Annotated in this window: 23 protein-coding genes; 20 read left to right on the forward strand and 3 right to left on the reverse strand. The window is 63.1% G+C overall.

The window, feature by feature from the left end; all coding sequences use genetic code 11:
• Window positions 1-178 precede the first annotated feature (178 nt).
• On the reverse strand, window positions 179-883 hold the full coding sequence (locus tag CCC_RS09600) for a glutathione binding-like protein (protein ID WP_009867156.1): 705 nt from the start codon (window positions 881-883) through the stop codon (window positions 179-181).
• A gap of 93 nt (window positions 884-976) precedes the next feature.
• A complete protein-coding gene (locus CCC_RS09605) occupies window positions 977-1399 on the reverse strand; it encodes a bacteriohemerythrin (RefSeq protein ID WP_009867155.1) in 423 nt (140 codons plus the stop codon).
• Window positions 1400-1601: 202 nt separating this feature from the next.
• Here CCC_RS09605 and CCC_RS09610 point away from each other — a divergent pair, with 202 nt between their 5' ends.
• From CCC_RS09610 to CCC_RS09690, 18 genes are all read left to right on the forward strand, one after another.
• Entirely contained in the window at window positions 1602-3569 is a 1968-nt protein-coding gene (locus CCC_RS09610) for a cache domain-containing protein (RefSeq protein WP_082036576.1), read from the forward strand.
• An 85-nt stretch (window positions 3570-3654) separates the two neighbouring features.
• Window positions 3655-4539, forward strand: coding sequence for a glycine--tRNA ligase subunit alpha (locus tag CCC_RS09615; RefSeq protein WP_009868329.1), 885 nt, complete (start codon window positions 3655-3657; stop codon window positions 4537-4539).
• Between the two features lie 3 nt (window positions 4540-4542).
• Window positions 4543-6609, forward strand: coding sequence for a glycine--tRNA ligase subunit beta (gene glyS / locus CCC_RS09620; protein WP_009868328.1), 2067 nt, complete (start codon window positions 4543-4545; stop codon window positions 6607-6609).
• A 120-nt stretch (window positions 6610-6729) separates the two neighbouring features.
• Complete coding sequence (gene ppdK / locus CCC_RS09625) at window positions 6730-9414, forward strand: pyruvate, phosphate dikinase (RefSeq protein ID WP_041041040.1); 2685 nt, start codon at window positions 6730-6732, stop codon at window positions 9412-9414.
• Window positions 9415-9522: 108 nt separating this feature from the next.
• Window positions 9523-9933, forward strand: a complete 411-nt coding sequence (locus tag CCC_RS09630) for a response regulator (protein WP_009868326.1) — start codon at window positions 9523-9525, stop codon at window positions 9931-9933.
• 85 nt (window positions 9934-10018) lie between these two features.
• Window positions 10019-10393: a COG4315 family predicted lipoprotein gene (locus CCC_RS09635; protein WP_041041042.1), complete on the forward strand. Its 375-nt coding sequence runs from the start codon at window positions 10019-10021 to the stop codon at window positions 10391-10393.
• A gap of 14 nt (window positions 10394-10407) precedes the next feature.
• Window positions 10408-10914, forward strand: coding sequence for a sigma-70 family RNA polymerase sigma factor (locus CCC_RS09640; protein ID WP_009868324.1), 507 nt, complete (start codon window positions 10408-10410; stop codon window positions 10912-10914).
• Complete coding sequence (locus CCC_RS09645) at window positions 10911-11672, forward strand: anti-sigma factor family protein (protein WP_009868323.1); 762 nt, start codon at window positions 10911-10913, stop codon at window positions 11670-11672. Before CCC_RS09640 ends, CCC_RS09645 begins: the two co-directional genes overlap by 4 nt.
• A 160-nt stretch (window positions 11673-11832) precedes the next feature.
• Window positions 11833-11994, forward strand: a complete 162-nt coding sequence (locus CCC_RS22550; protein WP_009868322.1) for a hypothetical protein — start codon at window positions 11833-11835, stop codon at window positions 11992-11994.
• A 14-nt stretch (window positions 11995-12008) separates the two neighbouring features.
• Window positions 12009-12554, forward strand: coding sequence for a cupredoxin domain-containing protein (locus CCC_RS09650; RefSeq protein ID WP_041041044.1), 546 nt, complete (start codon window positions 12009-12011; stop codon window positions 12552-12554).
• 16 nt (window positions 12555-12570) lie between these two features.
• Window positions 12571-14253 (forward strand): cbb3-type cytochrome c oxidase subunit I, encoded by a 1683-nt coding sequence (locus tag CCC_RS09655; RefSeq protein ID WP_009868320.1) that lies wholly within the window; start codon window positions 12571-12573, stop codon window positions 14251-14253.
• 95 nt (window positions 14254-14348) lie between these two features.
• Complete coding sequence (cyoE, locus tag CCC_RS09660; protein ID WP_041041045.1) at window positions 14349-15215, forward strand: heme o synthase; 867 nt, start codon at window positions 14349-14351, stop codon at window positions 15213-15215.
• 9 nt (window positions 15216-15224) lie between these two features.
• Complete coding sequence (locus CCC_RS09665; protein ID WP_052473073.1) at window positions 15225-16040, forward strand: SCO family protein; 816 nt, start codon at window positions 15225-15227, stop codon at window positions 16038-16040.
• Between the two features lie 35 nt (window positions 16041-16075).
• The gene (locus tag CCC_RS09670) at window positions 16076-17650 is read left to right on the forward strand and encodes a hydrogenase iron-sulfur subunit (RefSeq protein WP_041041047.1); all 1575 of its coding nucleotides are present in this window, start codon (window positions 16076-16078) and stop codon (window positions 17648-17650) included.
• A complete protein-coding gene (locus CCC_RS09675) occupies window positions 17647-18150 on the forward strand; it encodes a hypothetical protein (RefSeq protein WP_009867879.1) in 504 nt (167 codons plus the stop codon). Before CCC_RS09670 ends, CCC_RS09675 begins: the two co-directional genes overlap by 4 nt.
• A gap of 129 nt (window positions 18151-18279) precedes the next feature.
• Window positions 18280-19635, forward strand: a complete 1356-nt coding sequence (locus CCC_RS09680; RefSeq protein WP_041041049.1) for a cbb3-type cytochrome c oxidase subunit I — start codon at window positions 18280-18282, stop codon at window positions 19633-19635.
• Complete coding sequence (locus CCC_RS09685) at window positions 19628-20107, forward strand: cupredoxin domain-containing protein (RefSeq protein ID WP_041041051.1); 480 nt, start codon at window positions 19628-19630, stop codon at window positions 20105-20107. The genes CCC_RS09680 and CCC_RS09685 overlap by 8 nt, the downstream gene beginning before the upstream one ends.
• 62 nt (window positions 20108-20169) lie before the next feature.
• Complete coding sequence (locus CCC_RS09690) at window positions 20170-21516, forward strand: GH1 family beta-glucosidase (protein ID WP_009867886.1); 1347 nt, start codon at window positions 20170-20172, stop codon at window positions 21514-21516.
• A 122-nt stretch (window positions 21517-21638) separates the two neighbouring features.
• Here CCC_RS09690 and CCC_RS09695 read toward each other — a convergent pair whose 3' ends face one another.
• A complete protein-coding gene (locus tag CCC_RS09695; RefSeq protein ID WP_236686351.1) occupies window positions 21639-23534 on the reverse strand; it encodes an ABC transporter ATP-binding protein/permease in 1896 nt (631 codons plus the stop codon).
• A 171-nt stretch (window positions 23535-23705) separates the two neighbouring features.
• Between CCC_RS09695 and CCC_RS09700 the strand changes: the two genes are divergently transcribed.
• Window positions 23706-24959 (forward strand): D-alanyl-D-alanine carboxypeptidase family protein, encoded by a 1254-nt coding sequence (locus CCC_RS09700; RefSeq protein ID WP_041041053.1) that lies wholly within the window; start codon window positions 23706-23708, stop codon window positions 24957-24959.
• Between the two features lie 204 nt (window positions 24960-25163).
• The gene (locus CCC_RS09705) at window positions 25164-26108 is read left to right on the forward strand and encodes a DUF7354 domain-containing protein (protein WP_041041054.1); all 945 of its coding nucleotides are present in this window, start codon (window positions 25164-25166) and stop codon (window positions 26106-26108) included.
• Window positions 26109-26132 lie beyond the last annotated feature (24 nt).

Genomic DNA, 26132 nt, shown 5'->3' on the forward strand with positions numbered 1-26132 from the left:
ATGTCACAAATTGTCACAGAATGAAAGCGCGCAGATATTTAGAGAAGGCGGAAATTCACCGCAAATCCATAGCGTTTATGACTTGTTTAACATTAGGAGTGTCACTTATAGCCTTTTGGCTAGGTTCGGCCTTGGTGATGAAAGATGCGGAAGCAATACATAAATAAGCTCGCCGGCCTCATTGTGCCGGGCCCAATGTCGCGGCGGTTTGTCCAAACAGTACCTTCTTGGCCTCTTCACTGACGACGCGCTGGGTGTTGACCTCGTCGGCGCGGGCATAGGCCCTTTGCACCGCGGGCCGGGCGGCGATGGCCTGGAACCAGCGCTTGAGATGGGGAAAATCATCCAGGTTCTGTCCCTGGCGCTCCCACGGCACGATCCAGGGATAGGAGGCCATGTCGGCGATGGAATAATCGCCCGCCATGAATTCCCGGTCGGCGAGGCGGCGGTTCAGCACGCCGTACAGACGGTTGGTTTCCTTGACATAGCGTTCGATGGCGTAGGGGATCTTCTCGGGGGCGTATTGGACGAAGTGGTGATTCTGGCCCAGCATGGGGCCAAGTCCACCCATTTGCCAGAACAGCCATTGCAACGTCTCGGCCCGCCCGCGCGCGTCCTTGGGCAGGAACTGCCCGCACTTCTCGGCGAGATAGACCAAGATGGCGCCGGACTCGAATACCGAAAGCGGAGCGCCGCCATCGGTGGGCTGGTCGTCGACAATGGCGGGCATGCGGTTGTTGGGCGAGATGCGCAGGAAGTCGGGCTGGAACTGCTCACCCTTGGAGATGTTGACTGGCTTGATGCGGTAGTCCAAGCCGCTTTCTTCCAGGAAGATGGTGATCTTGTGCCCGTTGGGTGTGGTCCAGTAATAGAGGTCGATCATTCCAGGGCTCCCGTTCGGTGTTCCTCACAGGTAGGCCAAATCCGGCAGGGCAAAAGCCCTGCCGATGGTATGAGGCCGATCCGGGGCAGAGGGTCAGCGCCACTGTTCGACCTTCATTTTGCCCTTCATCTTGAGGTCGGTTTCCAAGATGTGGTTCATCAGCCAGTGGTTCAGGAAGGCAGACATCTCGCCCGCCGCCACCTTGAGATCGGCATATTGTCCGGCATTGAACTTTTCAATGTAGGTGCCCAGCGTGGTGCGCAAGGCGGCGTGCTGACGCTTGTTCTCTTCCAGCCCCTCATACTTGGCCACCGCCTGGATGTATTCCTCGCGGGCGAAGTGGTCATAGGCATAGAGCTGCAGCCGTTCCAGGGTCACCTGGATGACATGCTTGTCCACGCCCTCCGGGGCCTTGGCCTTGGCTTCGAAATCGTTGATCAGTCCGATGAGTTCCTTGTGGTCGGCATCGATTTCGATGTCGCCGACCTTCAGTGCTTCGTCCCAGGCAATGGCCATGGTTGTTTCCCCCTTTGGCTACGCCCTCAGGGTAACCCGTCCTGCGGCAAGGCTCAACGGCTTAGCCTGAATTGTGCCCATTAACCCGCCGCCATCCAGCCATCCTGACATTTGCGCATGGTAGGACCTCACGCTTCACGCTTTACCTGGATGTCGGAAAACCACTAATACAAAAGATTATTGCTTCTATCGGGAGGGGTGGATGTCGGGCAGGACTATTTCGCTACGGTTTCGGTTGCTGGCCATTCCGGCGCTGGCGGCGCTGGGGCTGCTTGCCTTCGCCGTCGTGACCGTTCTGACTGTGCGCAACGGCCAACTGGAAACGCGCCGGGTGCAGATCCACAGCGTCGTCGAATCCGCCATGAAAATCGCCGAGGCCTATCATGGCAAGGCCAAGAAGGGCGAGATGACCGAGGATGCGGCCAAGACGGCTGCGCTCGTCGCCATCGGCATGATCCGCTTCGATGGCGATAATTACCTGTGGGTCAATGACCTGGAGGGCAACCTGCTCATGCATCCCTTCCGGCCCAAGGAAGTGGGCAAGAGCATGCTGGAGGTGAAGGATTCCGCCGGTAAGTTCATCTATCGTGCCTTTGTCGCCGCGGGGCGCGACGGCGGCGGTCTGGTGGAGTATGTGGGCCGCCGTCCCGGGGCGGATTCCTACGACTCTCCCAAGCTTGCCCAGATCATTCCCTATACTCCATGGGGTTGGGGGATCGGCACCGGCGTCTATATCGACGACGTGGAGGCCGTGACCCGTGCGGCGGTGGTCAAGGTCGGGTTGATCGCACTGGTCATTCTGGGCATTGTCTCGGGCGTTTCCGCCTGGATCGGCATGCGCATCGGTTCGCGCGTCCATCGTCAGGCCGAGACCATGCTGCATCTGGCCGAGGGTGATCTGGACGTCGAGGTTGAACAAGATGGTATCCGTGACGAGATCGGTGAAATCGCGGAAGCCGTGGCGGTGTTCAAGCGCAACGCTATCGAAAAACGTCGTCTGGAGGAAGCGAACCTGGCCGACCAGGAGGCCCGCAATCGCCGTCAGGAGGCAATCGAGCGTCTGACCGCGGATTTCAATCAGAGCGTCGAGGGCGTGCTGCATTCAGTCTCGACTTCGACCTCGCAATTGCGGGTGTCGGCCGAGTCTCTCTCCCATGTGGCGGACGGCACCAGCCGCAATGCGTCCAGCGTTGCCGCCGCCGCCGAACAGGCCTCGGTCAACGTGGAAACCGTGGCTGCGGCTGCCGAGGAAATGTCCGCCTCCCAAGGTGAGATCGCGGGCCAGGTCGCCCGTTCCTCCGAGGTCGCCGAACGGGCCGCCCATGACGTGCGTCATATCGACGAGATCGTCCAGGGGCTTTCCGCGGCGACGGGCCGTATCGGCGATATCGCCGGTATCATCAACGATATCGCTGCCCAGACCAATCTTCTGGCGCTGAACGCCACCATCGAGGCGGCGAGGGCGGGCGAGGCGGGCAAGGGCTTTGCCGTGGTGGCCAATGAGGTGAAAAACCTCGCCAACCAGACCGCCAGGGCCACCGAGGAAATCGGGATCCATATCAAGGCGGTCCAGGATGTCAGCCAAGAGACGGCCGAGGCGGTAAGGGCCATCGGTGAAACCATCGCCACCGTTCACGAGACGGCGACCGCCATCGCTGCGGCTGTCGAGGAGCAAAGTGCCGCCACCAACGAAATCGCCCGCAATGTCCACGAGGCCTCCATCGGCACGCGCAGTGTCACCGAAACCATTTCGGAGGTCAGCGCGGGGGCGGGCACCACTGGCGATTCCGCCAAGGCGCTGTTCGATACCGCCAATGAGCTGAACTCGCGGACGTCGGAACTGACCTCCGAGATCAAAGATTTCCTTGCGGCATTGCATCAGACGGGCAATCGGCGCCAATTCGAACGATTCAGCGTGAGCATCACGGCCACGGTCGATGGCCGGTCTTGCCGAACCCAGGATCTTTCGGCGGGCGGAGCCTGTCTCGACGTGGATCTGGGATTGCAATCGGGAACCAGGGTGAGCGTCTCGCTGGATGGCGGCGAACTAATTCTGGCCCGTGTTGTGGATGTGGAAGGGGGGCGCACCCATTTGCAATTCGCCCTGGATGCTCGGACCCAGGCGGGACTGGAAGGCCGTCTTGATGGGTGGCGCCGTCAGGCCGCATGAAAACCGGCCCCGCCCTTGACCCTGTCGGGCCGCGAAGCTAGGGTTGCGGCGATTTCGCTGCAACCTGATTGAATGGCGGTTTTCCATGGGTAATGTCGGGACCAAGAAGCCGAGCTTCCAAAGCCTGATCCTCACCTTGCAGGCTTTCTGGGCCGAGCAGGGCTGCGTCATCCTCCAGCCCTATGACATGGAGGTGGGTGCCGGGACCTTCCATCCCGCCACCACGCTGCGGGCGCTGGGGCCGGACCATTGGAAATGCGCCTATGTCCAGCCCTCGCGCCGCCCCAAGGACGGCCGTTACGGCGAGAATCCCAACCGGTTGCAGCATTACTACCAGTATCAGGTGCTGCTGAAGCCTTCGCCGCCCAATGCCCAGGAACTCTATCTGGAAAGCTTGAAGCGTCTCGGGATCGACCCGCTGGCCCATGATATCCGCTTCGTCGAGGACGACTGGGAAAGCCCGACTTTGGGTGCCTGGGGCCTGGGCTGGGAAGTGTGGTGCGACGGCATGGAGGTGACCCAGTTCACCTATTTCCAGCAGGTGGGCGGCATCGAATGCGACCCGGTTGCGGTAGAGCTGACCTACGGCCTTGAGCGTCTGGCCATGTATATCCAGGGCGTGGAGAACGTCTATGACCTGGACTTCAACGGCGACGGCGTCACCTATGGCGACGTGTTCCTTCAGGCCGAGAGGGAATACTCCGCCCATAATTTCGAGCATGCGGATACCGACATGCTCCTGCAGCACTTCCTCGACGCCGAGACCGAGTGCAAGAACCTGCTGGACAAGGGCGTGGCGCTGCCCGCCTACGACCAGTGCATCAAGGCGAGCCATCGCTTCAACCTGCTGGACGCGCGCGGCGTGATCTCGGTCACCGAGCGCCAGGCCTATATCGGCCGCGTCCGTGCCCTGGCCAAGGCCTGCTGTGAAGGCTGGCTGGCGTCCCGAACCAACAAGGTGGAGGGCTGAGCCATGGCCGAGTTCCTGCTTGAAATCTTCTCCGAGGAAATCCCCGCCCGCATGCAGGCGCGCGCCGCCGACGATCTGCGCGGTATGGTGACCGATGGTCTGGCCAAGAACGGCATCACCTTCGACGCGGTGCGCTCCTATGTCACGCCGCGTCGTCTGGTGCTGGTGATCGAAGGGCTGCCTCTGGCTGGCCCCGACGTGTCGGAAGAAAAGCGCGGGCCCCGTGTCGGCTCTCCCGCCCAGGCCATGGAGGGCTTCCTCAAGTCCACCGGAATGAGCGTCGAGCAACTTGAACAGCGCGACACCGGCAAGGGCGTGTTCTACTTCGCGGTGATCAACCGCAAGGGCCGCCCCACGGCCGAGGTGCTTTCCGAGGTGGTCGAGGCCACCATGGCCGCCTTCCCCTGGCCCAAGAGCCAGCGCTGGGGCGCCAATTCCATTCGCTGGGTCCGCCCGATCCAGTCCATCCTGGCCCTGTTCGAGGGCCATGTGGTGCCTGTGGAATTCGGCCCGGCCAAGTCCGGCGACATGACTTGTGGCCATCGCTTCCTGGCGCCAGAATCCTTCCGGGTCAAGGACTTCGCCGATTACCTCGCCCGGCTGCGCCACGCCAAGGTGATGCTCGACCCCGTAGAGCGCCGTCACGCTATTCTGTCGGGTGCGGAAGCCCTGGCGGCGGCTGAAGGCCTGACCTTGAAGGCCGATGACGGATTGCTGGCCGAGGTCACCGGCCTGGTGGAATGGCCGGTTCCCCTGGTGGGCTCTATCGACGACAAGTTCATGGATGTGCCGGCCGAGGTGCTGATCACCTCCATGCGCGCTCACCAGAAGTATTTCTCGCTGCTCAAGGCGGACGGCTCCCTGGCCTCGCGCTTTGTGGTGATCTCCAATATGGAGACGACGGACGGCGGAAGCGCGGTGGTGGCGGGCAATCAGCGCGTGCTGCGCGCGCGGCTGTCCGACGCCAAGTTCTTCTGGGACACCGACCGCAAGCAGCGTCTGGAGTCTCGCCTGCCCAAGCTGGCCGAGCGCACCTTCTATGCCAGCCTCGGCACCGTGGCCGACAAGGTGGAACGTATCGCCGGTCTGGCGGGCAACATCGCCGACATGATTGGGGCCGACAAGGCTCTGGCGGAACGGGCCGCAAGGCTGGCCAAGGCCGATCTGTCTTCCGAACTGGTGGGTGAATTCCCCGAGCTTCAGGGGCTGATGGGCCGCTATTACGCGCTGAACGATGGCGAAAATCCCCTGGTGGCCGACGCCATCGCCGCCCATTACGCGCCCCAGGGCCCTTCGGATAGCTGCCCGACGGCGCCGGTGTCGGTGGCCGTCGCCCTGGCCGACAAGATCGATTCCCTGGTCGGCTTCTTTGCCATCAACGAGCGGCCGACCGGGTCCAAGGACCCCTTCGCGCTGCGCCGCGCCGCGCTGGGCATCATCCGTCTGGTGCTGGAGAACGGACTGCGCCTGCCCCTGTCCCAGGTCATCTTCCTGGCCTCGGGACATTTCAAGGCGACCTTGGTGCAAGCGCCGGGCGAAGTGGCCCGCGACCTGCTGAACTTCTTCGCCGACCGGCTGGCGGTGGCGCTGAAGGAGAAGGGGGTGCGCCACGATCTCATCACCGCCATTTTCTCGTTGGGCGGCGAGGATGATCTGGTCCGCCTGTTGAAGCGGGTGGACGCCCTGGGTGCCTTCCTGGCCTCCGACGACGGCGCCAATCTGCTGATCGCCTATCGCCGCGCCGCCAATATCGTGCGCATCGAGGAGAAGAAGGACGCGACCCTGTTCACCGGTTCCGCCGATTTGGCCCTGCTGCGCCAGGACGAGGAGAAAGCCCTTGAACTCGCCCTGTCCAAGGTCGGTCAGGAAGTGAAGAACGCCCTTGCCACCGAGGATTTCGCCGCCGCCATGGCGGCTCTGGCCCGGTTGCGCCGTCCCGTGGACGCTTTCTTCGACAAGGTGACGGTTAATGCCGACGAGGCCGACCTGCGGGTCAACCGCCTGAAGCTGCTGGCCATGATCGGTTCGGCCATGGGCGGATTGGCCGACTTCTCGAAGGTCGAGGGGTGAGGCTCGGGGGGGAAAGCGGTACTACCTATTTTCAATCCCTCTGGGACGTAGCATGATGAGATCCGCGTCGTCGAAAGCGGCGCGGTTTTTCCTTTTTCTGGATTGGGGACGAGATCAGCCATGACGAAATGGGTGTACAGCTTCGGTGGCGGCAAGGCCGAGGGGCGTGCCGACATGAAGAACTTGTTGGGCGGCAAGGGTGCGAATCTGGCGGAGATGAGCAATCTCGGCATTCCGGTTCCTCCAGGCTTCACCATCAGCACCGAGGTCTGTACTTACTATTATGGCAATGGCGAGACCTATCCGCCGTCCCTCAAGGACGAGGTCATGGCCGCCCTGGCTCAGGTGGAAGGTGATATCGGCCTGAAATTCGGCTCCACCGCCGATCCGCTGCTGGTCTCTGTGCGTTCGGGCGCGCGGGCCTCCATGCCGGGCATGATGGACACCATCCTCAATCTCGGCCTCAACGACAAATCGGTGGAAGGCCTTGCCAAGCGGTCCAATGACGCCCGCTTCGCTTATGACAGCTATCGCCGTTTCATCCAGATGTATTCCAACGTGGTGCTGGGCGTCGACCATCACAATTTCGAGGAAATCCTCGACGAGGTGAAGGAAGACAAGGGCGTCAGCCTCGATACCGAGCTGGATGCCGACGACCTGAAGAAGGTGGTCGCCAAGTACAAGGACAAGGTCGCCGAACAGCTGGGCAAGCCCTTTCCCCAGGACGTCCACGAGCAGCTGTGGGGCGCCGTCGGCGCCGTGTTCGGGTCCTGGATGAACCAGCGCGCCATCACCTATCGCCGCCTGCATGACATCCCCGCCGAATGGGGCACCGCCGTCAACGTGCAGTCCATGGTGTTCGGCAATATGGGCAGCGATTGCTCTACCGGCGTGTGCTTTACCCGCAATCCCTCCACCGGTGAAAACGCCTTCTATGGCGAATTCCTGGTCAACGCCCAGGGCGAGGATGTGGTGGCCGGTATCCGCACCCCGCAGCAATTGACCATCGCGGGCAAGAACGCCCAGTCCTCTGATCTTCCCGCCATGGAAGAGTGCATGCCCGAGGTGTTCAAGGAGCTGAACGCCATCCGCCACAAGCTGGAGGCCCACTACAAGGACATGCAGGACATGGAGTTCACGGTTCAGCAGAACCGTCTGTGGATGCTCCAGACCCGCACCGGCAAGCGCACCACCAACGCGGCGCTGAAGATCGCCGTGGATATGGCGCGCGAAGGCCTGATCAGCCGCAAGGACGCCATCAAGCGCATCGACCCCGCCTCGCTGGATCAACTGCTGCATCCGACCCTTGACCCCAAGGCGCCGCGCAAGATCCTGGGCCGCGGTCTGCCCGCCTCGCCGGGCGCCGCCTCGGGCAAGGTGGTGTTCTCCGCCGATGAGGCCGAGGATTGGGTCAAGAACCGCAAGGAGCGCGTCATCCTGGTGCGAATCGAGACTAGCCCCGAGGATATCGGCGGCATGCATGTCTCGGAAGGCATCCTGACCACGCGCGGCGGCATGACCAGCCACGCCGCCGTGGTGGCGCGCGGCATGGGCACGCCCTGCGTGGCCGGTGCTGGCGAAATCCGCGTCGATTACGCCGCCAAGACTCTGAAAGTGGCGGGCCAGGTGGTCAAGGAAGGCGAGACCATCACGCTGGACGGCTCCACCGGTGAGGTCTTCATCGGCGCCGTCGCCACTATCCAACCGGAGCTGACCGGCGATTTCGGCACGCTGATGGAGTGGGTGGACACCATCCGCACGCTGAAAGTCCGCGCCAATGCCGAGACGCCGCTGGACGCCGCCACGGCGCGCAAGTTCGGCGCCGAGGGTATCGGCCTGTGCCGCACCGAGCATATGTTCTTTGACCCCAAGCGTATCATCGCCATGCGCGAGATGATCCTGGCCGAGACCGAGAAGGGCCGCCGCGCCGCCCTGGCCAAGCTGCTGCCCTATCAGCGCCAGGACTTCATCGAATTGTTCGAGATCATGCAGGGCTTGCCGGTGACCATCCGCCTGCTGGACCCGCCGCTGCACGAATTCCTGCCCAATTCCGAGGCCGAGATCGCCGAGGTGGCCAAGGAAGCCGGGGTGGAGCCCTCCGTGGTCAAGGCGCGCAACGCGGCCTTGCACGAGAACAATCCCATGCTCGGCCATCGCGGCTGCCGCTTAGGGATAACCTATCCCGAGATCTACGAGATGCAGGCCCGCGCCATCTTCGAGGCGGCGGTGCATGTGTCGCGTGATACCGGACGCACCGTGGTGCCAGAGATCATGATCCCGCTGGTGGGCGCCAAGAGGGAGCTGGACCTCATGAAGGCCAGCATCGACAAGGAAGCCGAGGCGGTCTTCGCCGAGCAGAAATACTCGGTCCATTACATGGTCGGCACCATGATCGAGTTGCCGCGCGCCGCTTTGCTGGCGGGCGACATCGCCCAGACCGGCGAGTTCTTCTCGTTCGGCACCAACGATCTGACCCAGACCACCTTCGGCATGAGCCGCGATGATTCCGGCCCGTTCCTGGAAGTCTACCGCGCCAAGGGCATCTACGAGCATGACCCCTTCGCCAGCCTGGATCAGGCGGGTGTCGGCGAACTGATCAAGATCGCCGCCGAGCGTGGACGCGCCACCCGGCCTGGTCTCAAGCTGGGCATCTGCGGCGAGCATGGCGGCGATCCGGCCTCTATCCACTTCTGCCAGGGGGCTGGCCTGGACTATGTGTCCTGCTCACCCTACCGCGTGCCCATTGCGCGATTGGCGGCGGCCCAGGCGGCTTTGGGCGGATCGTCCTCCTCCGGAACGGCCTGACGGCTTAAGGAAAAGGACCCTTCGGGGTCCTTTTCTGCTTTCCAGGGCTGGAACCCGGAGCAATACCATACTAAGGTCATCGGCGGTTCCCACGGGAGGCGCTTGCATATGACCACGTCCGAAGATGCCGATTTCACCGCCTGGATGTCCCAAAAGGAATTCATGGTTGTGGAAGATGTGAGTTCGGCCCGCATGCTCGAAGCCAGTCTGCTGCGCGGGCTTGGGGCCAAGAAGGTGACTCCCGCCACCGATGGGGCCGATGCCCTGGCCAAGCTCGACCACGCCGAACAGGTGCCCGACATCATCATCAGCGACTGGATCATGCCGGATGTGGATGGTCTGGCTTTGCTGGAGGCGGCCAAGGCCAAATATCCCGACGTCAAATTCATCATGCTGACCGGCAAGACGGATCTGGACGATGTGCGCGTGGCCCGCGGAAAGGGGGTCGACGGCTATATCGCCAAGCCCTTCACCAAGGAAAGTCTGGTGGCGGCCCTGAAGAAGCTGGTGAAGGGCTGAAATTATTTTTCACCCTGTGGAATAATCCCGACTGCCGCCCGTTCTCTCCCATATGGCCCATGTGGAGCCACACTCGGAGGGAACCATGAATATTCGCAGCCTCACCGTCTTCGCCGCCGCGCTCGTCATCAGCTCGGCCGCCCTGGCCGCTCCGGTCAAGCAGGGTCAGTCTTCTCTGGGCGCCGTGCTCACCGATGAGAAGGGCATGACCCTTTACACCTTCGACAAGGATGCGCCCGGCATGTCCGCCTGTGTGGATGCCTGCGCCCAGAACTGGCCGCCGCTGATGGCCGCTGGCGGGGCCATGGCCGAGGGCGATTACACGGTGATCAAGCGGGCCGATGGTTCCATGCAATGGGCCTATAAGGGCAAGCCGCTCTACACCTGGGCCAAGGATGCCAAGCCGGGCGATACCACCGGCGAAGGCTTCAAGGATATTTGGCACGCCGCCAAGCCGTAGCCATATAAGCTTGCATGAGCAAGATAGAGAGCCAGATCGAAGCGGAAATCCCCGGATTGCGGCGCTATGCCCGCGCCCTGTCCGGGGATGTCTCCCAGGCCGACGACCTCGTCCAGGATTGCCTGGAACGGGCGCTTTCCCGGCTGACTCTGTGGCGCCGCGACAGCAACTTGCGGGCCTGGCTCTTCACCATCTTGCGTCATGTCTGGATCGACGAATTGCGGCGGCGAAAGATACGCCCGGAACTCAACGGTATGGATGATGTCATGGACTCTGCCGCGACGGCGCCCAATCAGATGGACCGGCTCGCGGTGCGCGATCTGGGCGCCGCCTTGGCCCTGCTGGCCCCGGAGCAGCGCGAGGCCGTCCTGCTGGTCGGGCTGGAAGCGATGAGCTATGCCGAAGTGGCCGCGGTTACCGGCGTGCCGGTGGGCACCGTGATGTCGCGCTTGAAACGCGGCCGTGACCGTCTGGCCCTGTTGATGCACGGCGGCGAGGCCGCCCTACGGAGAGTGAAATGAGCGCCCCGGTTTCCGACGACGACCTGCTGTCCTACGTGGATGGCGTCCTTGCCCCCGAACGGGTGGCCGAGGTGGAGTCGTGGCTGGAGACCAATCCCCGTGACGCCGAACGGGTGCGCCAGTGGCGCGAGCAGATGGACGGCCTGCACCGCCTGTTCGACCCGGTACTGGACGAGACCGTGCCCGACCATCTCAGCGTGGCGGCCATCAGGCGCCGCCGTTCGTCATCCTGGATGATGCCCCTGATCCGTATCGCCGCCATGGTTCTTCTGGTCCTGGCCGGAGGAGTGGGTGGCTGGTGGTTGCGTGGCGGCACGGGCTCTGCCCAGGCCCCTGGCGCCATGGTCGCCGCCGAGGCCCTGTCCGCTCATGTGGTTTTTGCCGCCGAGATCCGCCATCCCGTGGAAGTAGGCGCGGGGGAGCGAGCCCATCTGGTGGCCTGGCTGTCCAAGCGCCTGGGGTCGGAGCTGAAGGTTCCCGACCTCTCGGCGGCCGGATTTTCCCTGGTCGGCGGGCGGTTGCTGCCCGCCGCCTCGGGTCCTGCCGCCCAGTTCATGTACGAGAACGGCGACGGACGCCGGGTGACGCTCTATCTGCGGCGCAATCCCGAAGGGTCAGAGACGGCGTTCCGGTTCGCCGCCCAAGGCCGGGTGGAGGCCTTCTACTGGCTTGACGGGCCGCTGGGCTATGCCCTGGCTGGCGATGTGGATCGCGAGCGTCTGATGGAAATGGCCAAGGCCGTCTATCACCAATTATAAAACCCCCGCAGACATCAAAATCTCCCGCGAAAAATGGTGTCCCTTGAGGGCATTGAGTCCGTTCGACTTTACCAAAGTCACGGAGATGAACTTTCCGTAATGAGACCTTCAGGGTCCGGTCGTCCGGAGTTATTTCGGAAATGCCAAGGGAGTTCGATCGATGTCCAATTCAATCGAAGGCAAGGAGGAGGAGCAGATTCCGGTGATGCAGCGCATCCTGGATAATCCGTTCCTGCTTCTCTTTATCGGTGTGGTGGTTCCGGCGGTTTCCTACACGATCTGGGGGATCATGGAAGTCGCCCAGTTACCGATAGCCAAGTAAGGGAGGGATAATACATGTCTATTACTCCTCCAGAACAAAAAGTCTGGTTCAACGAGCCCGTCGAGAAGACCGAGGTGATCTGGGTGCTTATCGCACTCACCTGGGCGCTTATCATGTTCGCCATGATGCCGCTCTGGCACCTCAAGGGCACCCAGAACATGTCCAACGAAGCCTATCGCATCCAGCCGGATGTGTATCAGGCCCGCGTGGACGCGTTCGTCGAGAAGTTCAAGGTTGGCGAGGAAGGTCACGCCAAGACCCCGGTGGTTCGTCCCCCGGCCGGTTCCGACGTGTACATGATGGCCCGCCTTTGGGAATGGTATCCGGTTCTCGAGCTCGAAAAGGGCAAGAGCTACCGCCTGCATCTGTCGTCGCTGGATTGGCAGCATGGGTTCTCCGTGCAGCCCGCCAACATCAACCTGCAGGTCCATCCCGGCATCGACGAGGTGGTGACCATCACCCCGACCGATAGCGGCGATTTCGGCATCATCTGCAACGAATATTGCGGTATCGGCCACCACACCATGCTCGGAAAAATCCGAGTCGTGGCTGGCAAGTAATCGAGGGGGAGCGCAAATGGTTGCCAAGCCCATATTTCGAACCTGCGGCTTCACGGGTCTGAAGATCCATGATGAAGCAGAGAAGCTGATCAAGATCAACGCGGTCACCGCTATCGTGGTGCTGGCCGTCGGCGGTCTGTTCGGCCTTCTCGTCGCCTTGACCCGCTGGCCGACCGTGCACCTGCTGCCGGCCGACCTGTTCTACCTGGCGCTGACCGCGCACGGTATCGACATCCTGATCGTCTGGTGCATCTTCTTCGAAGTTGCGCTGATGTACTTCGCCTCTGCCATCTTGCTGCAAAGCCGGCTGGCCACGCCCAAAATGGGCTGGGTGGCGTATGCTCTGATGGTCCTGGGTGCCGGCATCACCAACTGGAAGGTCCTCGAGGGCAATTCCAGCGTGATGATGACCTCCTACGTGCCCATGCAGGCCGATCCGCTGTTCTATGTGGGTCTGATCCTGTTCGCCGTGGGTGCCCTGATCGCATGCTTCATCTTCCTCGGTACCCTGGTTGTCGCCAAGGCCGAGAAGACCTATGAAGGGTCGATCCCGCTGGTCACTTTCGGTGCCTTGACGGCCTGCATCATCGCCATCTACACCATCTCGTCCGGCGCCATCATCTTGATCCCCACCTTCTTGTGGTCGGTCGGGCTGATCAGCCACATCGACCCCTTGATGTATAAGGTGGTCTGGTGGGGCATGGGCCACTCGTCGCAGCAGATCAACGTGGCCGCCCATATCGCCGTGTGGTACGCCATCGCCGCGATCCTGTTCGGGGCCAAGCCGCTGTCCGAGAAGGTCAGCCGCTGTGCCTATCTGACCTACATCTTCTTCCTGCAGATCGCTTCGGCCCACCATCTTCTGGTGGAGCCCGGCCTGTCTTCGGCCTTCAAGATCTTCAACACCTCGTATGGCATGTATCTCGCCGTGCTGGGTTCGATGATCCACGGCCTGACCGTTCCGGGCTGCATCGAGGCGGCTCAGCGCAAGAAGGGCTTCAATAACGGCCTGTTCGAGTGGCTGCGGAAGGCTCCCTGGGGCAATCCCATCTTCTCGGGCATGTTCCTGTCCCTGATCCTGTTTGGCTTCCTGGGCGGCATCTCCGGTGTCACCATGGGCGTGGAACAGATCAACATCATGATCCACAACACCATCTACGTGCCCGGCCACTTCCACGCGACCGTGGCGGCCGGCACCACGTTGGCCTTCATGGCGATCACCTACTTCCTGGTCCCGGTTCTGTTCGGCCGCGAGCTGATCCTGCCGGGTCTGGCCAAGCTCCAGCCCTATCTGTTCGGCCTGGGCATGGGGGTGTTCTCCCTGTTCATGATGGGTGCCGGTACGCTGGGCGTGTCCCGTCGTCACTGGGATATGGCCTTCTCCGACGCTCCGCACGCCTTCGCTCATGCTCCCGCTGCCTTCCTGATGATGGGCATCGTGGGTGTGGCGGCCTGCGTCGCGGTGGTCGGCGGCGCTCTGTTCGTCCTGGTGATCGTGGGTTCGGTGCTGTTCGGCAAGCCGGTGGTGCATGCCCCGGCCGCTCCGGCTCCGGCTCCGTCGCCGGTGGCGTCCTATGGCAATGCCGAGCATGTGGCCGTTCCCGGCACCTTCGCTCTGGCGCTGCTCTTCCTGACGGTGTTTGTCTTGTACTACTTCGTCAACTGGAAGTACCTGGCCAGCACCTGGATCATGAGCTGATCCAGTCTTTGGGTAAGGCGGGCGGGACTTCTCGGTCCCGCCCGTTTCCCAAACAGAATTTAGAGTTTCGAAGTCTGAAAGGGTGGGAGCAGGTGATGGCGGCAAACCTCAAAGTCCTGGCATCGGTGTTCAAGCTGCGTATCGGGGTGTTCTGCGCCCTGGCCGCCATAGCCGGGGCCCTGGTGACACCCGGTGCCGTTCCGCCAGCCCCCCAGATTTTCGCCGTCGCCCTGGCCGTCCTGCTGTCGGCCGCCGCGGCTGGTGCCTTCAATCATTATTGGGAGCGCGACATCGATCCCATGATGAACCGCACCCGCAACCGTCCTTTCGCCACCGGACAATACGCCGCCGGTCCGCTGTGGCCCCTGGGGCTGTTGGCGTTGACCGTCGCCGCCGTGGCCCTGGCCGCCTTCGCCGCCAATGCCTGGGCGGCGCTGCATGTTTTCCTCGGTGCCTTCGTCTATGGCATCGTCTACACCGTCTGGCTGAAGCGCCGCACCGCCTGGAACATCGTGATCGGCGGATTGTCCGGCAGTTTCGCCGTGCTGGCCGGTGCCGCCGCCGCACTGCCGGGCTTAAGCCCCCAGTCCCTGATCCTGGCTTTGGTCCTCTTCTTGTGGACGCCGCCCCATTTCTGGAGTCTGGCCACCGCGTTGAAGGACGATTATGCCGCCGCCGGGATTCCCATGCTGCCGGTGGTGCGCTCGGAATCCGAGACCAACCGGATCATCCTGGCCAACACATTCGCCTTGGTCGCCTCGTCGCTGCTGCCCGCCTTTTTCGGTGCCGGTCCGCTTTATCTCGGCGCGGCAGCCCTGGGCGGCGGCTGGTTCCTCTACAAGAGCGTGGCCCTGGTCAGGACTCCGGGGCGAAGCGCGGCCATGGGTAATTTCTTTGCCTCGTTGATCCAGCTGATGCTGCTCTTGACCGCCGTCATGGTGGAGCCGCTGCTGGCTGGGTAGGACTTTGCCATGATGCGCGCAACCGTCCTGATCCTGTCTGCAATCCTGTTGGGTGGGGCCTTCGGCTCCCAAGCGGCGCCCAGCGTTTCCGCCACGGCGGAAGAGGCGCTGAAACGGTCGCGTGCCGTCGAGGGCAATGTGGTCGGCTCGCACCAATTGCTGGACCAGGACGGCCAGCCGGTGGACATCACCCGGTACCGTGGCAAGCCGGTGGTGATCAGCATGATCTACACCGCCTGCGACCATACCTGTCCGGTGACCACCCAGAACGTGGCCCGTGCCGTGGCCGGGGCCCGCAAGGCGCTGGGCAAGGACAGTTTCCAGGTCCTGTCCATCGGCTTCGACACGGTGCGCGATACGCCCGAAGCCCTGAAGGTCTACGCCAAGCAACAGGGTATCGACACGGGCGGGTGGAGCTTTCTGGCGGGCAATCCCGCCACCATGGAGGCCCTGGCCGGTGATCTGGGCTTTAGCTGGTATGTGACCTCGCGGGGCTTCGACCACATCGCACAGACCACGGTGCTGGACGGCCAGGGTCGCATCTACCGTCAGGTCTATGGCGAGAATTTCGAATTGCCGCTGCTGGTCGAACCGCTCAAGGATCTGGTGCTGGGCCGGGCCGCCGCTTTGACCTCGATTCAGTCCATCAGCGACCGGGTGCGCTTCTTCTGCACCGTCTACGACCCCCATTCCGATGCCTACCGCTTCGATTACGGCATCTTTTTCAGCATCGGCTCGGGCTTTCTGGCGGTGCTGACCATCATCTGGATGACCATCCGCATGTGGCGCGACAGCAAAAGAACGCCGCGCCAGCCGACCGCATGACGGCAAAAAAATGGAAACGAAAAGGAAATATCGCCTTGTCTAATCCAATCAAATCCGCCGTCAGAGCGGGGCTTTTCCGCCTTGAAAGCGGTTGGGATATGCTGGTCGGGCGCGAGTCCAATCCCATGTACTGCCTGGGCGCCATGTCCTGGTACTTCTTCTGGATCGTCGGTGCGTCGGGCCTGTACCTGTTCATTCCCTACGACACCAGTGCGGTGCGGGCCTGGAACTCCATCGAATATATCTCGCGCGAGCAATGGTATTGGGGCGGCCTGATCCGCTCGCTGCACCGCTATGGCTCGGATGCTATGGTGCTGACCATGATGCTGCATCTGGTGCGCGAATGGTGCCTGGACCGCTATCACGGAGCCCGCTGGTTCGCCTGGTTCACCGGCGTGCCGCTGATCTGGATGGTATTCAGCTCTGGGATCACCGGCTATTGGCTGGTCTGGGACGAACTGGCCCAGTATCTGGCCATCGGCACCGCCGAGTGGATGGATTACCTCGGCATTTTTGGCCAAAGCATCGCGCGCAACTTCCTGACGCCCGGCGCGCTCACCGACCGCTTCTTCACCTTGCTGATCTTCATCCATATCGCGGTGCCGCTGTTCCTCTTGATGGCCATGTGGGTGCATATCCTGCGCATCAACCGGGCCAATACCAATCCGCCCCGGCCGCTGATCATCGGCTCGTCCATCATGCTGGTGGCGCTGTCGCTGATCCATCCCGCCCAAAGCCATCCGGCAGCCGATCTGGGCAAGGCCATCGGCGATCTCAATCCCGACTGGTATTTCATGGCGCTCTATCCGCTCTATGATTCCAAGGGGCCATTGGTGACCTGGGCGGTGTCCATCGGAGCCTCCTTGTTCCTGTCGCTGATGCCGTGGATGGCCTTTCGCCGCAAGCGCCGGGCGGCGGCCGTTGTGACCTCGGAGCTTTGCAATGGCTGCGGCAATTGCGCCTCCGATTGCCCGTTCGGCGCCGTGGTGCTGCGCCCGCGCAGCGACGGACTGCATTCCAGCCCCAAGCTGGCGGTGATGCAGCCCGATCTGTGCACCAGTTGCGGCATGTGCATGGCGTCGTGCAACAAGACCAATCCCTTCCTTCCCCATACGGGCGAGACCCGCCAGACCGCCATTGATATCCCGGACTTCACCTTTGACCTGATGGTCAAGCGGGTTTCGGCGCGTACCCATGGCCTGGTGGGCAATGGCCGGGTTCTGGTGATCGGTTGCGAGCATGGCGCGGTGCTGGACCATCTCAAGGGACCGTCGGTGGGCGTGCTGCCGCTGCATTGCACCGGCATGATGCCGCCTTCGCTGATCGACTATGTCTTCAACAAGGATCTGGCCGACGGCGTACTGGTCACCGCCTGCCGCCCCGGCGAGTGCTTCTATCGCCTGGGACCGGAATGGACCGAGCTGCGCATGAATGGCGAGCGGGTGCCGAAACTGCGCGGCGCCGTGCCCCGCGACCGGGTGCGGCTGTTCTGGGCGGCCAGCACCGAGATCAAGGCCCTTAGGTCCGAACTGGCCGCCTTCCGGGTGGCGCTGGAGGAATTGCCGCCATTAGAGCGTCCCCAATCCACCAAGCGGAGGGTGACGGAATGATCAAGCCCCGTTACATCGCCGGTCAGGCCGTGGCCTATACCGCCTTTGCCGTGATGATCGCCTATTTCGCCTCCAACCCGGTCTATCGCTTGCACCCGCCGGAATCCGCGCTGCTGAAGCTGTCGCTCACCCATGCGGGGCAGAAGATGGGCGAGTGCAAGGACCGTTCGGCCGAGGAACTGGCCAAGCTGCCGCCCAATATGCGGGCCAAGCAATCTTGCGGGCGCGAGCGCAATGCTGTGACGCTGGAAATGGATATCGACGGCGAGAAGGTCTACGCCCATACCGCCAAGCCCGCAGGTCTGTCCGGCGACGGGCGCTCGCGCTTTTACGATTCCCGCGAGATCAAGGCTGGCCGCCACGTCATCGCCGCCCGCATGCGCGACGGCAATGATCCCAAGGTCTTCGATCAGGTGGCCGAGGTGACGGTCGAGCTTGCGCCGCGCCAGGTTTTCGTGGTCGATTTCGACGAAGAGAACGGCAGGTTCGAGTTCAAATAAACCTGACATTCGTCATCCCGGAAGCGCAACGCGCTATCCGGGATCCAGGGGGCCGAAGTTCGTCTTCGCGACTCCTGGATCCCGGCTCAGGGCCGGGATGACGGAAGTGGGAAGCGGGGCAGGACCGGAATGGATCACTCCTGGAAGACGGACGGGTTGTCGGCGGCGCGGCGGACTGAACTGCGCGGCTGGGCCTTGCTGGCGGTGGGCTCGCTGGCCGTTGCCGGGCTTTTGGCCTTGGGCCTGGGCCTGTCGCGCACGCCCAAGGTTCAGGACTGGCTGCCCTGGGGGCCGCACTTCTTCTACCGCGCCCTGGTCACCCATGTGGTGCTGTCCTTCGAAGTATGGTTCCTGGCCGCATTGGGCGCGCTGTCGGCCATGGCGGCGCCGCCCTGTCCCCACGGAGACCGGCTGGGCAAGGTCGCCGTTCTTCTCGGAAGCCTGGGCGTTCTGCTGTTGCTGATTCCGGCCCTCGCCGATCAAGGCGAGCCGTCCTTGAACAATTACGTCCCGGTGGTGGGGCACAGGCTGTTCTATATCGGCCTCGGCGTGCATGCCCTCGGGGTGGCCCTGGCCTGTCTGCGGCTGCTGCCCGTTCTGCGCAGCCATCGGGTGGTGCCCTTCGGCATTGCCTGCGCGGGTCTGGCCTATCTGGCGGCCCTGGCCTGCTTTGTCATGGCCTGGGCGCTGATCCCGGCTAGGACCGATGCCGATCTGTTCAACGAGCGGGTGTTCTGGGGCGGCGGCCATGTGCTGCAACTGGTCAACACCATGATCCTGATGATCGCCTGGCAGGCCCTGTCCGAGCGTCAGTTCGGCACCGGCCCGGTTCCGTCCGGGTTGGGCCGAGCCAGCTTTGCCGCCCTGGCCCTGTTCGCGGTGGTCTCGCCCTTGATATATATCCTGGGCGGCGACGTATTGGGCCTGGAACACCGGCAGATCTTCACTCGCCTCCTGTGGGTCGGGCTGCCTTTGCCGCCCCTGGTCATGGGGTTGGGTCTGGCCTGGCAATTGGTCAAGGGGCCGCGCGACTGGCGCTCGCCCGCTTTCCTGTCCCTGGCCCTGTCGCTGTTCGTATTCGCCATCGGCGGCTTTGCCGGATTCTTTCTGGGCGTGGCCGACACCCGCACGCCGTCCCATTACCACGCTGTCATCGGAGGCGTTCAACTGGGCCTGATGGGCGTGGTGCTGGTCCATCTGCTGCCCGCCCTGGGGCGCGAGATCGGGACGGGCAGGGGCGTGCGCCTGCAATTCCACCTCTATGGCTGGGGGCAGTTGGTCCACGCCCTGGGATTCTTTCTGGCGGGTGCCGCTGGTGTGCCGCGCAAGACCACCGGCGTCGACCAGGGCCTCGATACAATCTGGAAGAAGGTTTCCATGGGCGTGGTGGGGATGGGAACCGGTCTGGCGGTCCTGGGCGGCGTGATCTTCGTGTGGATGGCCCTGTCGCGATTGCTCAAGCCGGGGGAGGGCGATCATGCTTAAGGGCTTCGCTCCGTTGGCCCTGCTGGCGGCCAGTTTGATTCTGGCGCTGGGCTGGCTGATGGGCCGCACCGGCGGCATCGACGTGGCTCCCTCGCAAAGCTACAAGGCCGATCTGGCCGAATTCCACGGCCGCCATCTGGCTTTGATGGCCGCCCATGGCACCGGCCAAAGCGTGGACGGTATCCCGGTGGTGCGTCCGCCCGCAGGCTCTGACATCCCCGTTCTGGCCAAGCGTTGGGAGTTCAGCCCCGCCCTGCAACTGGAACCGGGCAAGACCTACCATTTGCATTTGCTGGCCGAGGATGCCGTTCATTCCGCAGCCATCGGCGAGGCCGAGCTATTGTTGAGGCCGGGCGAGGTCCAGGTGGTGGACCTGACCGCGCCCATGTCGGGCCGGGTTCGCCTCCAATGCGCCGAATATTGCGGCCTGGGGCATACCAAGATGATCGGCAGTATCGAGGTGGCCCCTTAGCTTGACGGCGCTTCACCGGGGTGGGAAGATTTTCCCCAAGGTCAGCCATCCGGGAGGGGATTATGGGCGCCGGGAAGAAGAGAATCAGCCTGCGGCCGGATTTCGTCTGGGGGGTGTCCACCTCGGCCTTTCAGGTGGAAGGCGCCACCAAGGAAGACGGGCGCGGCCCCAGCATCTGGGACACCCGCTGCCGCCTTGCCGGAGGGGTGTGGACCGGGGCCAATGCCGATGTGGCCTGCGACCATTACCACCGCTGGCCCGAGGATGTGAGGCTGATCAAGGATCTGGGCGTTGACGCCTATCGCTTTTCCATCGCCTGGCCGCGCCTGCTGCCCAAGGGCAAGGGAGCGGTTAACCAGAAGGGTCTCGACTTCTACGACCGGCTGATCGACGGCGTTTTGGAAGCTGGGATCACCCCTTGGGTCTGCCTCTATCACTGGGACCTGCCCCAGGCGCTGGATGATCTGGGCGGCTGGACCAATCGCGACTGCGCCGGGTGGTTCGCCGATTACGCCGTTCTGGCGGCCAAACGCTATGGCGACCGGGTCAAGCATTTCGCCACCTTCAACGAGTTCTCGGTCTTCACCATGTTCGGCTATGCCATCGATTGGGCGGCGCCCGGCGTCACCGACCGGGCCGCCCATATGAAGGCCATCCACCACGTCAATTTGGCCCATGGCATGGGCGTGGACGTGCTGCGCGACCATGTTCCGGGCGTGTCCATCGGCGCCATCCATAACCGCCAGATCGTGCGGCCGGAGGGCGGGCTGGCCGAGAACCAGGCGGCGGCCGACCTGCTGGACGCCCATTGGAACGGTGTGTTCTGCGACCCGCAGCATCTGGGCCATTACCCCGAGATCATGGCCCGCGATGTGGAGCCCTATGTCCAGGCGGGCGATCTGGCCCGCATCTGCCGTCCCACCGACTGGATGGGACTCAACCACTACGGCCCCATCTACGCCAAGGCCGATCCGGCCACCACCTGGGGCTATGGCTGGGGCGCTCCGCCTGAATCGGCCAACCATCCGGAAGTGGGCTGGCCCATCTTCCCCGAAGTGTTCAAGGACGAGTTGCTGACCCTGACGCGGCGCTATGGCCTGCCCATCTACGTGACCGAGAATGGATGCGGCGGGGGCGCGGGCAGCGACACGCCCGACGAGAACGGCGAGGTCAAGGACACCCATCGCCTCGCCTATTTCCGCGAATACCAGCAGGCTATGCTGGACGCGGTGGCCGAGGGCGCTGATCTGCGCGGTTATTTCGTCTGGGCTTTGCTCGATAATTTCGAGTGGGGCTCGGGCTATGGCCCGCGCTTCGGCCTCTATCACGTCGACTTCGAGACGCAAAAGCGCACGTTGAAGAATTCCGGCAAGTGGTACCGGGACATGATCAAGGGGCATAGGACGTAATCGGGCACTCGCCCGAACCCATCCGGGGCGATGCCCCGGACCCCATTTTGATTTATGAAATAAACGAATGGGGTTTGGGGCCTATGGCCCCAAGCGGGTGCGGGCGGCAGCCCGAATCCTTTTTACCGCCGCTTATCGCCGCGCTTGGTCAGGCCGTCGGCCAGGGCGCGGCGCTCTCCCCTGCGCAGCAGATTGCCGAACAGGCGACCGCCCCAATTCATGCCACGCTTGGGCTGGTTCCAGTCCTTGCGGCTTTCACGAACCAAGATGGTGCCGTCGGGCGAAGGCGACAGGGTCAGCTTGCGCTGATGGTACTGCTCCAACTCGGCGTGGAAGCCCACGGTGAGGATGGCTGCGGTGGGGAATTCGTCGTTGAGCAACTGCATCAGCTTGCGCTCGCCCTCGGGGTCGAGCGCGTCGGTGGCCTCTTGCAGGAAGACCCATTTGGGCCGGTGCAGCAACAGCCGCGCAAAGCCCAGGCGCTGCTGTTCACCGGCGGTAAGGTTCTGTTCCCACAAGGCGGTGTCGTCGATGCGCACCATCAGATGGCCGAGGCCGACCCGTTCCAGGGCGCCCTCCAACTGGTCGTCGGGGAAGCATTCCGTGGCCGACGGGTAGGTGAGTACGCTGCGCAGCGTGCCGATGGGCATGTAGGGCCGCTGGGGCATGAAGAAGATATGGGCGTCGCAGGGAAGGTCCACCGTGCCGCGTCCCCAGGGCCACAATCCGGCCACCACCTTGAACAGCTTGACCGCCGCGCCGGGATCGCCGCCGATCAGCACGTGCTCGCCGCCGACGATCTCGGCGCTGAAATCCTCGATGACCACGCTGCCATCGGAATTGGCGATGGTCAGGCCGTGGAAGCACAAGGTGGGAATGGCGGCCTTTTGCACGATGACCGCGTGGGCATCGGGGCGCGACGCATCATCCCTGAGCGCCTGAAGGGCGTCGTGCAGGGACAGGACGCGCTCGACCGAGGCGCGCCATTCGGCGACGCGCTGCAGGTTGTCCACGGGCCAGGACAGGGCCTGGGACAATTGCTGGAACGCCTGGGCGGTCTGCATCAGATGCCCCAGCGAGATGACGCCGGAAATATAGCGCGGCGCTGCGATCAGAATGGGGAAGGCGGTGGAGAACACCGCGTATCCCGAGGTGAACAGGAACAAACGCGTCAGGCCCGCGGTCTGGCGGTTCCAGGCGCCCTCGATGCCGCGGAACAGTTCCGAGAAACGGCGGCGTTCGCCCACCTCGCCATGCAACAGGGCGATGGCTTCGGAATTCTCCCGCGCCCGCACCAGTCCAAAGCGGAAATTGGCTTCGGCGGTCTGGCGGCGGTCGGTGGCGCGGATCAGGGGCCTGCCCACCCAAAGCGCCAGGGACGAGGCGCATGAAGCGTAGAACAGCGCCACCCAGACCATGTGGCCGGGAATGGAAATCTCGAATCCGCCCAGATCGAGGATGAGTTCACCCGACAGCGACCACAGGATCTGCACGAAGCTGGCCAGCAGCAAGCCGCAATAGAACAGCGAATGGATCAGGTCGATGGCCGTTTCGGTAGTCAGGCGGATGTCCTCGGCGATGCGTCCGTCGGGATTGTCGTGATCGCCTGGCATATGCATCAGCTGGTAATGATGGCCCATGGCCATCCAGTTGTCCTGCAACCTGCGGGTCAGCCAGCGGCGCCAGCCCAGCTGGATGGTTCGCTTCACCTTCAGATGCAGGGCGGTCACCGTCATGGACGCGACCAGGATCAGGCAGATTTCGGCGATCTGGGCGAAGAACTTTTCCATGGATTTCTGTTCGAGCGCGTCGAACAACTCGGCGCTCCACAGATTGATCATGATGGGGATGACCACCTGGCCCACGGTCAGGCCAAGCAGCAAAGCGACAAGGCCGCGTACTTTCCACTTCTCGCCCGATTGCCAATAGGGTCCCGCCAGGCGGATAAACTGCCTGATGAAACCCGGCGACTGGCGATCCTGATATTGGCCGTCGCTCATTTCGGCCTCGGTGTTCACGTCGCTTGCCATCCCCTGAAGCGGGAGGAGCAATACTCCCCCAGTGATCACTTAACCTCGAAAAGCCGTGCAAGTGAAGCCCGCACAAAGGCCATTGTGTCATTTCAACGTTTCGCAGCGGTTAATTCCGAAGCAGTTGCAACTTGGCGGCCGGAAGGCGATGGTGATGCCATGGTGAACGGGATTTTGGCATGTGGTCGGTTTTTGGCGGTGTTGGCGCTTGGGCTGGCGCTGCCGACTGGCATGGTGCGGGCCGAGCCGTCGGCATCTCTGGCCGTCGATCTGGGCTCGGGCACGGTGATTGCCGAAAGCCGGGGGGGAATGCCCCATCATCCCGCCTCGCTCACCAAGATGATGACTGCCTATGTGGCCTTTGGCGCGATCAAGGCTGGCAAGGTGTCGCAAGACGATATCATCACCGTTTCGGAACGGGCGGCGTCCCAGGGCGGTGCCACCCTCGACCTGGGGCCGGGCGAAAGGATCAGCCTGGGTGCGGCGCTGAAAGCCATGATCGTTCGCTCGGCCAATGATGCCGCCGTGGCCGTGGCCGAACATGTGGCGGGCAGCGAGTCCGCCTTTGCCGTCCGCATGACCGAGGAGGCGGCCAGACTGGGCATGACCTCGTCCTCGTTTCGCAATGCCACAGGCATGACGGCGGCGGGACATGTGAGTTCGCCGCGCGACATGGCCATCCTGGCCATGGCCATCGAGCGGGATTTTCCCGCCTTCCGCCCGATGTTTTCCAGCCGCGACACCACCTGGAAGGGCCGCGTCCTGCCCACGGTCAACGGCTTTCTTGGCGCCTATGCCGGGGCCGAGGGCATGAAGACCGGCTTTACCTGCTCGGCGGGCTACAATCTGGTGGCCATCGCCCATCGGGGTGGACGCCGGGCCCTGGCGGTGGTGATGGGAGCTGGGTCCTCGGCCGAGCGGCTGGGTGCCATCCGAAGGCTGATGGATCAGGCCTTGCAGGCCGAGCCTGCTACCGGGCGTTCTCTGGCCGGGCTCGGCAATGTCGGAGGGACGCCGCCCGACCGCTCGCAGGAGGCCTGCGGCTATGCGCGCAGCGGCAAGGGAGGCGGACCCGAGATGGCCATCGCCCAACGCCGCTCCGTTCCCGCCGGATGGGCGCTGGAGGTCTCCTATGGCCGCGACCTCGGCAAGGTCCGCCGCGAATTGGACAAGGTCCATCGCCAGATGCGGGGCAAGCTGGGCGGTGGTTCGGCCATGGTGGTGGTGCGTCCCCGCGACGGCATGCTGCGTTATCGCGGTCTGATCGTGGGATTGCAGGAGCGGCGGGCCATCGATACCTGTCTGGCCGAGCGGGCGCGGGCGGGCGAGGAACGCTGCCTGGTACTCAATCCGACCATGCTGGCGGGCGCCATGGATGACGAGCGCCGCTTTAAAATGATCTCGGCGCATTGAGGGAAACGACGTATACTCTGGATCTATAATCAAATTCGGATCGCCATCGACCATTGGGGAATGGGCGGCTGGTTCGTGAGGGGCAGTTGATCGGGTCGGGCCGAATCATGGGAGGTGACGAAGTTTGACGAAGTAGTGTACCCGCCTGATTATGGTGGCGTGCCTTCTGTGTTAGGCTTCAAGGAATCGGCTAAGGAGGCCAATATGACGAGCAAGTTTTTTGCTGCCTTGATTTTCGCGGTTGGGCTGCTGATTTCCCAGGTCCCCAACGGGGCGCTGGCCGCCGATCCGCCGGTTTCGCTGCTGATGCAGGTCAGCGGCACCGTGGAGCATAGCCGTGACGGCACTTCGTGGAAGCCGGTTAACCGTAACAAGTATTTGTTCGCTGGCGACATGATCCGCACCGGCTCTGACGGGTCGGGCAAGCTGGTCGATCAGGCCACCAACATGGCCCAGACCCTGTCGTCGGGCAGCCAGATCGAGGTTGCCGGAACCGCCCTGAAGGTGGTCAGCGGCAAGCTTTCCGCCCCCGAGGCCGCTTCTGGCGATCTGGTGGCCGGTCTTGGCAATCGTTTCGCCGAGGCCCAGCGGTATACCACCGTGCGCCGCGGCGTCGCCAAGGAAGGCGCCATCAAGCTGCGCGTGGTGCAGCAGGTGACCTTGTCCTCGACCTATCCCGAACTGGCCTGGCAGAGCTTCGGCAAGAGCCATTCTTTCGTGCTGACCATCGATGGAACCGCCCATCAGGTGGCTGGCGCCGATGGCGATCTGGTCCGCTTCAAGGTTCCGGAGCTGTCGCCCGGCAAGCACAGCTTCACCGTCGCGGTGATCGAGAACGGCCAGAAGGTGGCCGAGGCCGATAAGGAAGGCGCCATCATGTGGCTGTCGGCGGCCGAGGATAAGGCCCTGGCCGACAATATCGCCAGGATCCGCGCCATCAACGCCAAGGACGATTTCTCGGTGGCCAATCTGTTGGACGAGAAGGGCGTGACCGTCGCCGCCATGGATCTCTATCGTAAGTATTTCGATGAGAACAAGGACGACAACGAAATGCGTCCGTTGCTGATCCGCGCCTATAACGAGCTGAAGCTGGTCGAGCTGAAGCAGAAGGAAGCGCTGGTCTACAACGACAAACTCAACGCCAACTAACCAAATTGGGGCGCTCTCTTCCGC

Source organism: Paramagnetospirillum magnetotacticum MS-1, from assembly GCF_000829825.1.
Classification (GTDB): domain Bacteria; phylum Pseudomonadota; class Alphaproteobacteria; order Rhodospirillales; family Magnetospirillaceae; genus Phaeospirillum; species Phaeospirillum magnetotacticum.

Bases quoted from the DNA above. Each gene is read 5' to 3' on its own strand.
- CCC_RS09640 (WP_009868324.1), top strand. From the start codon at position 10,408: ATGAGCAAGATAGAGAGCCAGATCGAAGCGGAAATCCCCGGATTGCGG.
- CCC_RS09635 (WP_041041042.1), top strand. From the start codon at position 10,019: ATGAATATTCGCAGCCTCACCGTCTTCGCCGCCGCGCTCGTCATCAGC.
- CCC_RS09705 (WP_041041054.1), top strand. From the start codon at position 25,164: ATGACGAGCAAGTTTTTTGCTGCCTTGATTTTCGCGGTTGGGCTGCTG.
- glyS (WP_009868328.1), top strand. From the start codon at position 4,543: ATGGCCGAGTTCCTGCTTGAAATCTTCTCCGAGGAAATCCCCGCCCGC.
- ppdK (WP_041041040.1), top strand. From the start codon at position 6,730: ATGACGAAATGGGTGTACAGCTTCGGTGGCGGCAAGGCCGAGGGGCGT.
- CCC_RS09700 (WP_041041053.1), top strand. From the start codon at position 23,706: ATGGTGAACGGGATTTTGGCATGTGGTCGGTTTTTGGCGGTGTTGGCG.
- CCC_RS09680 (WP_041041049.1), top strand. From the start codon at position 18,280: ATGGATCACTCCTGGAAGACGGACGGGTTGTCGGCGGCGCGGCGGACT.
- CCC_RS09605 (WP_009867155.1), bottom strand. From the start codon at position 1,399: ATGGCCATTGCCTGGGACGAAGCACTGAAGGTCGGCGACATCGAAATC.
- CCC_RS09645 (WP_009868323.1), top strand. From the start codon at position 10,911: ATGAGCGCCCCGGTTTCCGACGACGACCTGCTGTCCTACGTGGATGGC.
- CCC_RS22550 (WP_009868322.1), top strand. From the start codon at position 11,833: ATGTCCAATTCAATCGAAGGCAAGGAGGAGGAGCAGATTCCGGTGATG.
- CCC_RS09665 (WP_052473073.1), top strand. From the start codon at position 15,225: ATGATGCGCGCAACCGTCCTGATCCTGTCTGCAATCCTGTTGGGTGGG.
- CCC_RS09600 (WP_009867156.1), bottom strand. From the start codon at position 883: ATGATCGACCTCTATTACTGGACCACACCCAACGGGCACAAGATCACC.
- CCC_RS09630 (WP_009868326.1), top strand. From the start codon at position 9,523: ATGACCACGTCCGAAGATGCCGATTTCACCGCCTGGATGTCCCAAAAG.
- cyoE (WP_041041045.1), top strand. From the start codon at position 14,349: ATGGCGGCAAACCTCAAAGTCCTGGCATCGGTGTTCAAGCTGCGTATC.
- CCC_RS09675 (WP_009867879.1), top strand. From the start codon at position 17,647: ATGATCAAGCCCCGTTACATCGCCGGTCAGGCCGTGGCCTATACCGCC.
- CCC_RS09690 (WP_009867886.1), top strand. From the start codon at position 20,170: ATGGGCGCCGGGAAGAAGAGAATCAGCCTGCGGCCGGATTTCGTCTGG.
- CCC_RS09685 (WP_041041051.1), top strand. From the start codon at position 19,628: ATGCTTAAGGGCTTCGCTCCGTTGGCCCTGCTGGCGGCCAGTTTGATT.
- CCC_RS09615 (WP_009868329.1), top strand. From the start codon at position 3,655: ATGGGTAATGTCGGGACCAAGAAGCCGAGCTTCCAAAGCCTGATCCTC.
- CCC_RS09655 (WP_009868320.1), top strand. From the start codon at position 12,571: ATGGTTGCCAAGCCCATATTTCGAACCTGCGGCTTCACGGGTCTGAAG.
- CCC_RS09650 (WP_041041044.1), top strand. From the start codon at position 12,009: ATGTCTATTACTCCTCCAGAACAAAAAGTCTGGTTCAACGAGCCCGTC.
- CCC_RS09610 (WP_082036576.1), top strand. From the start codon at position 1,602: ATGTCGGGCAGGACTATTTCGCTACGGTTTCGGTTGCTGGCCATTCCG.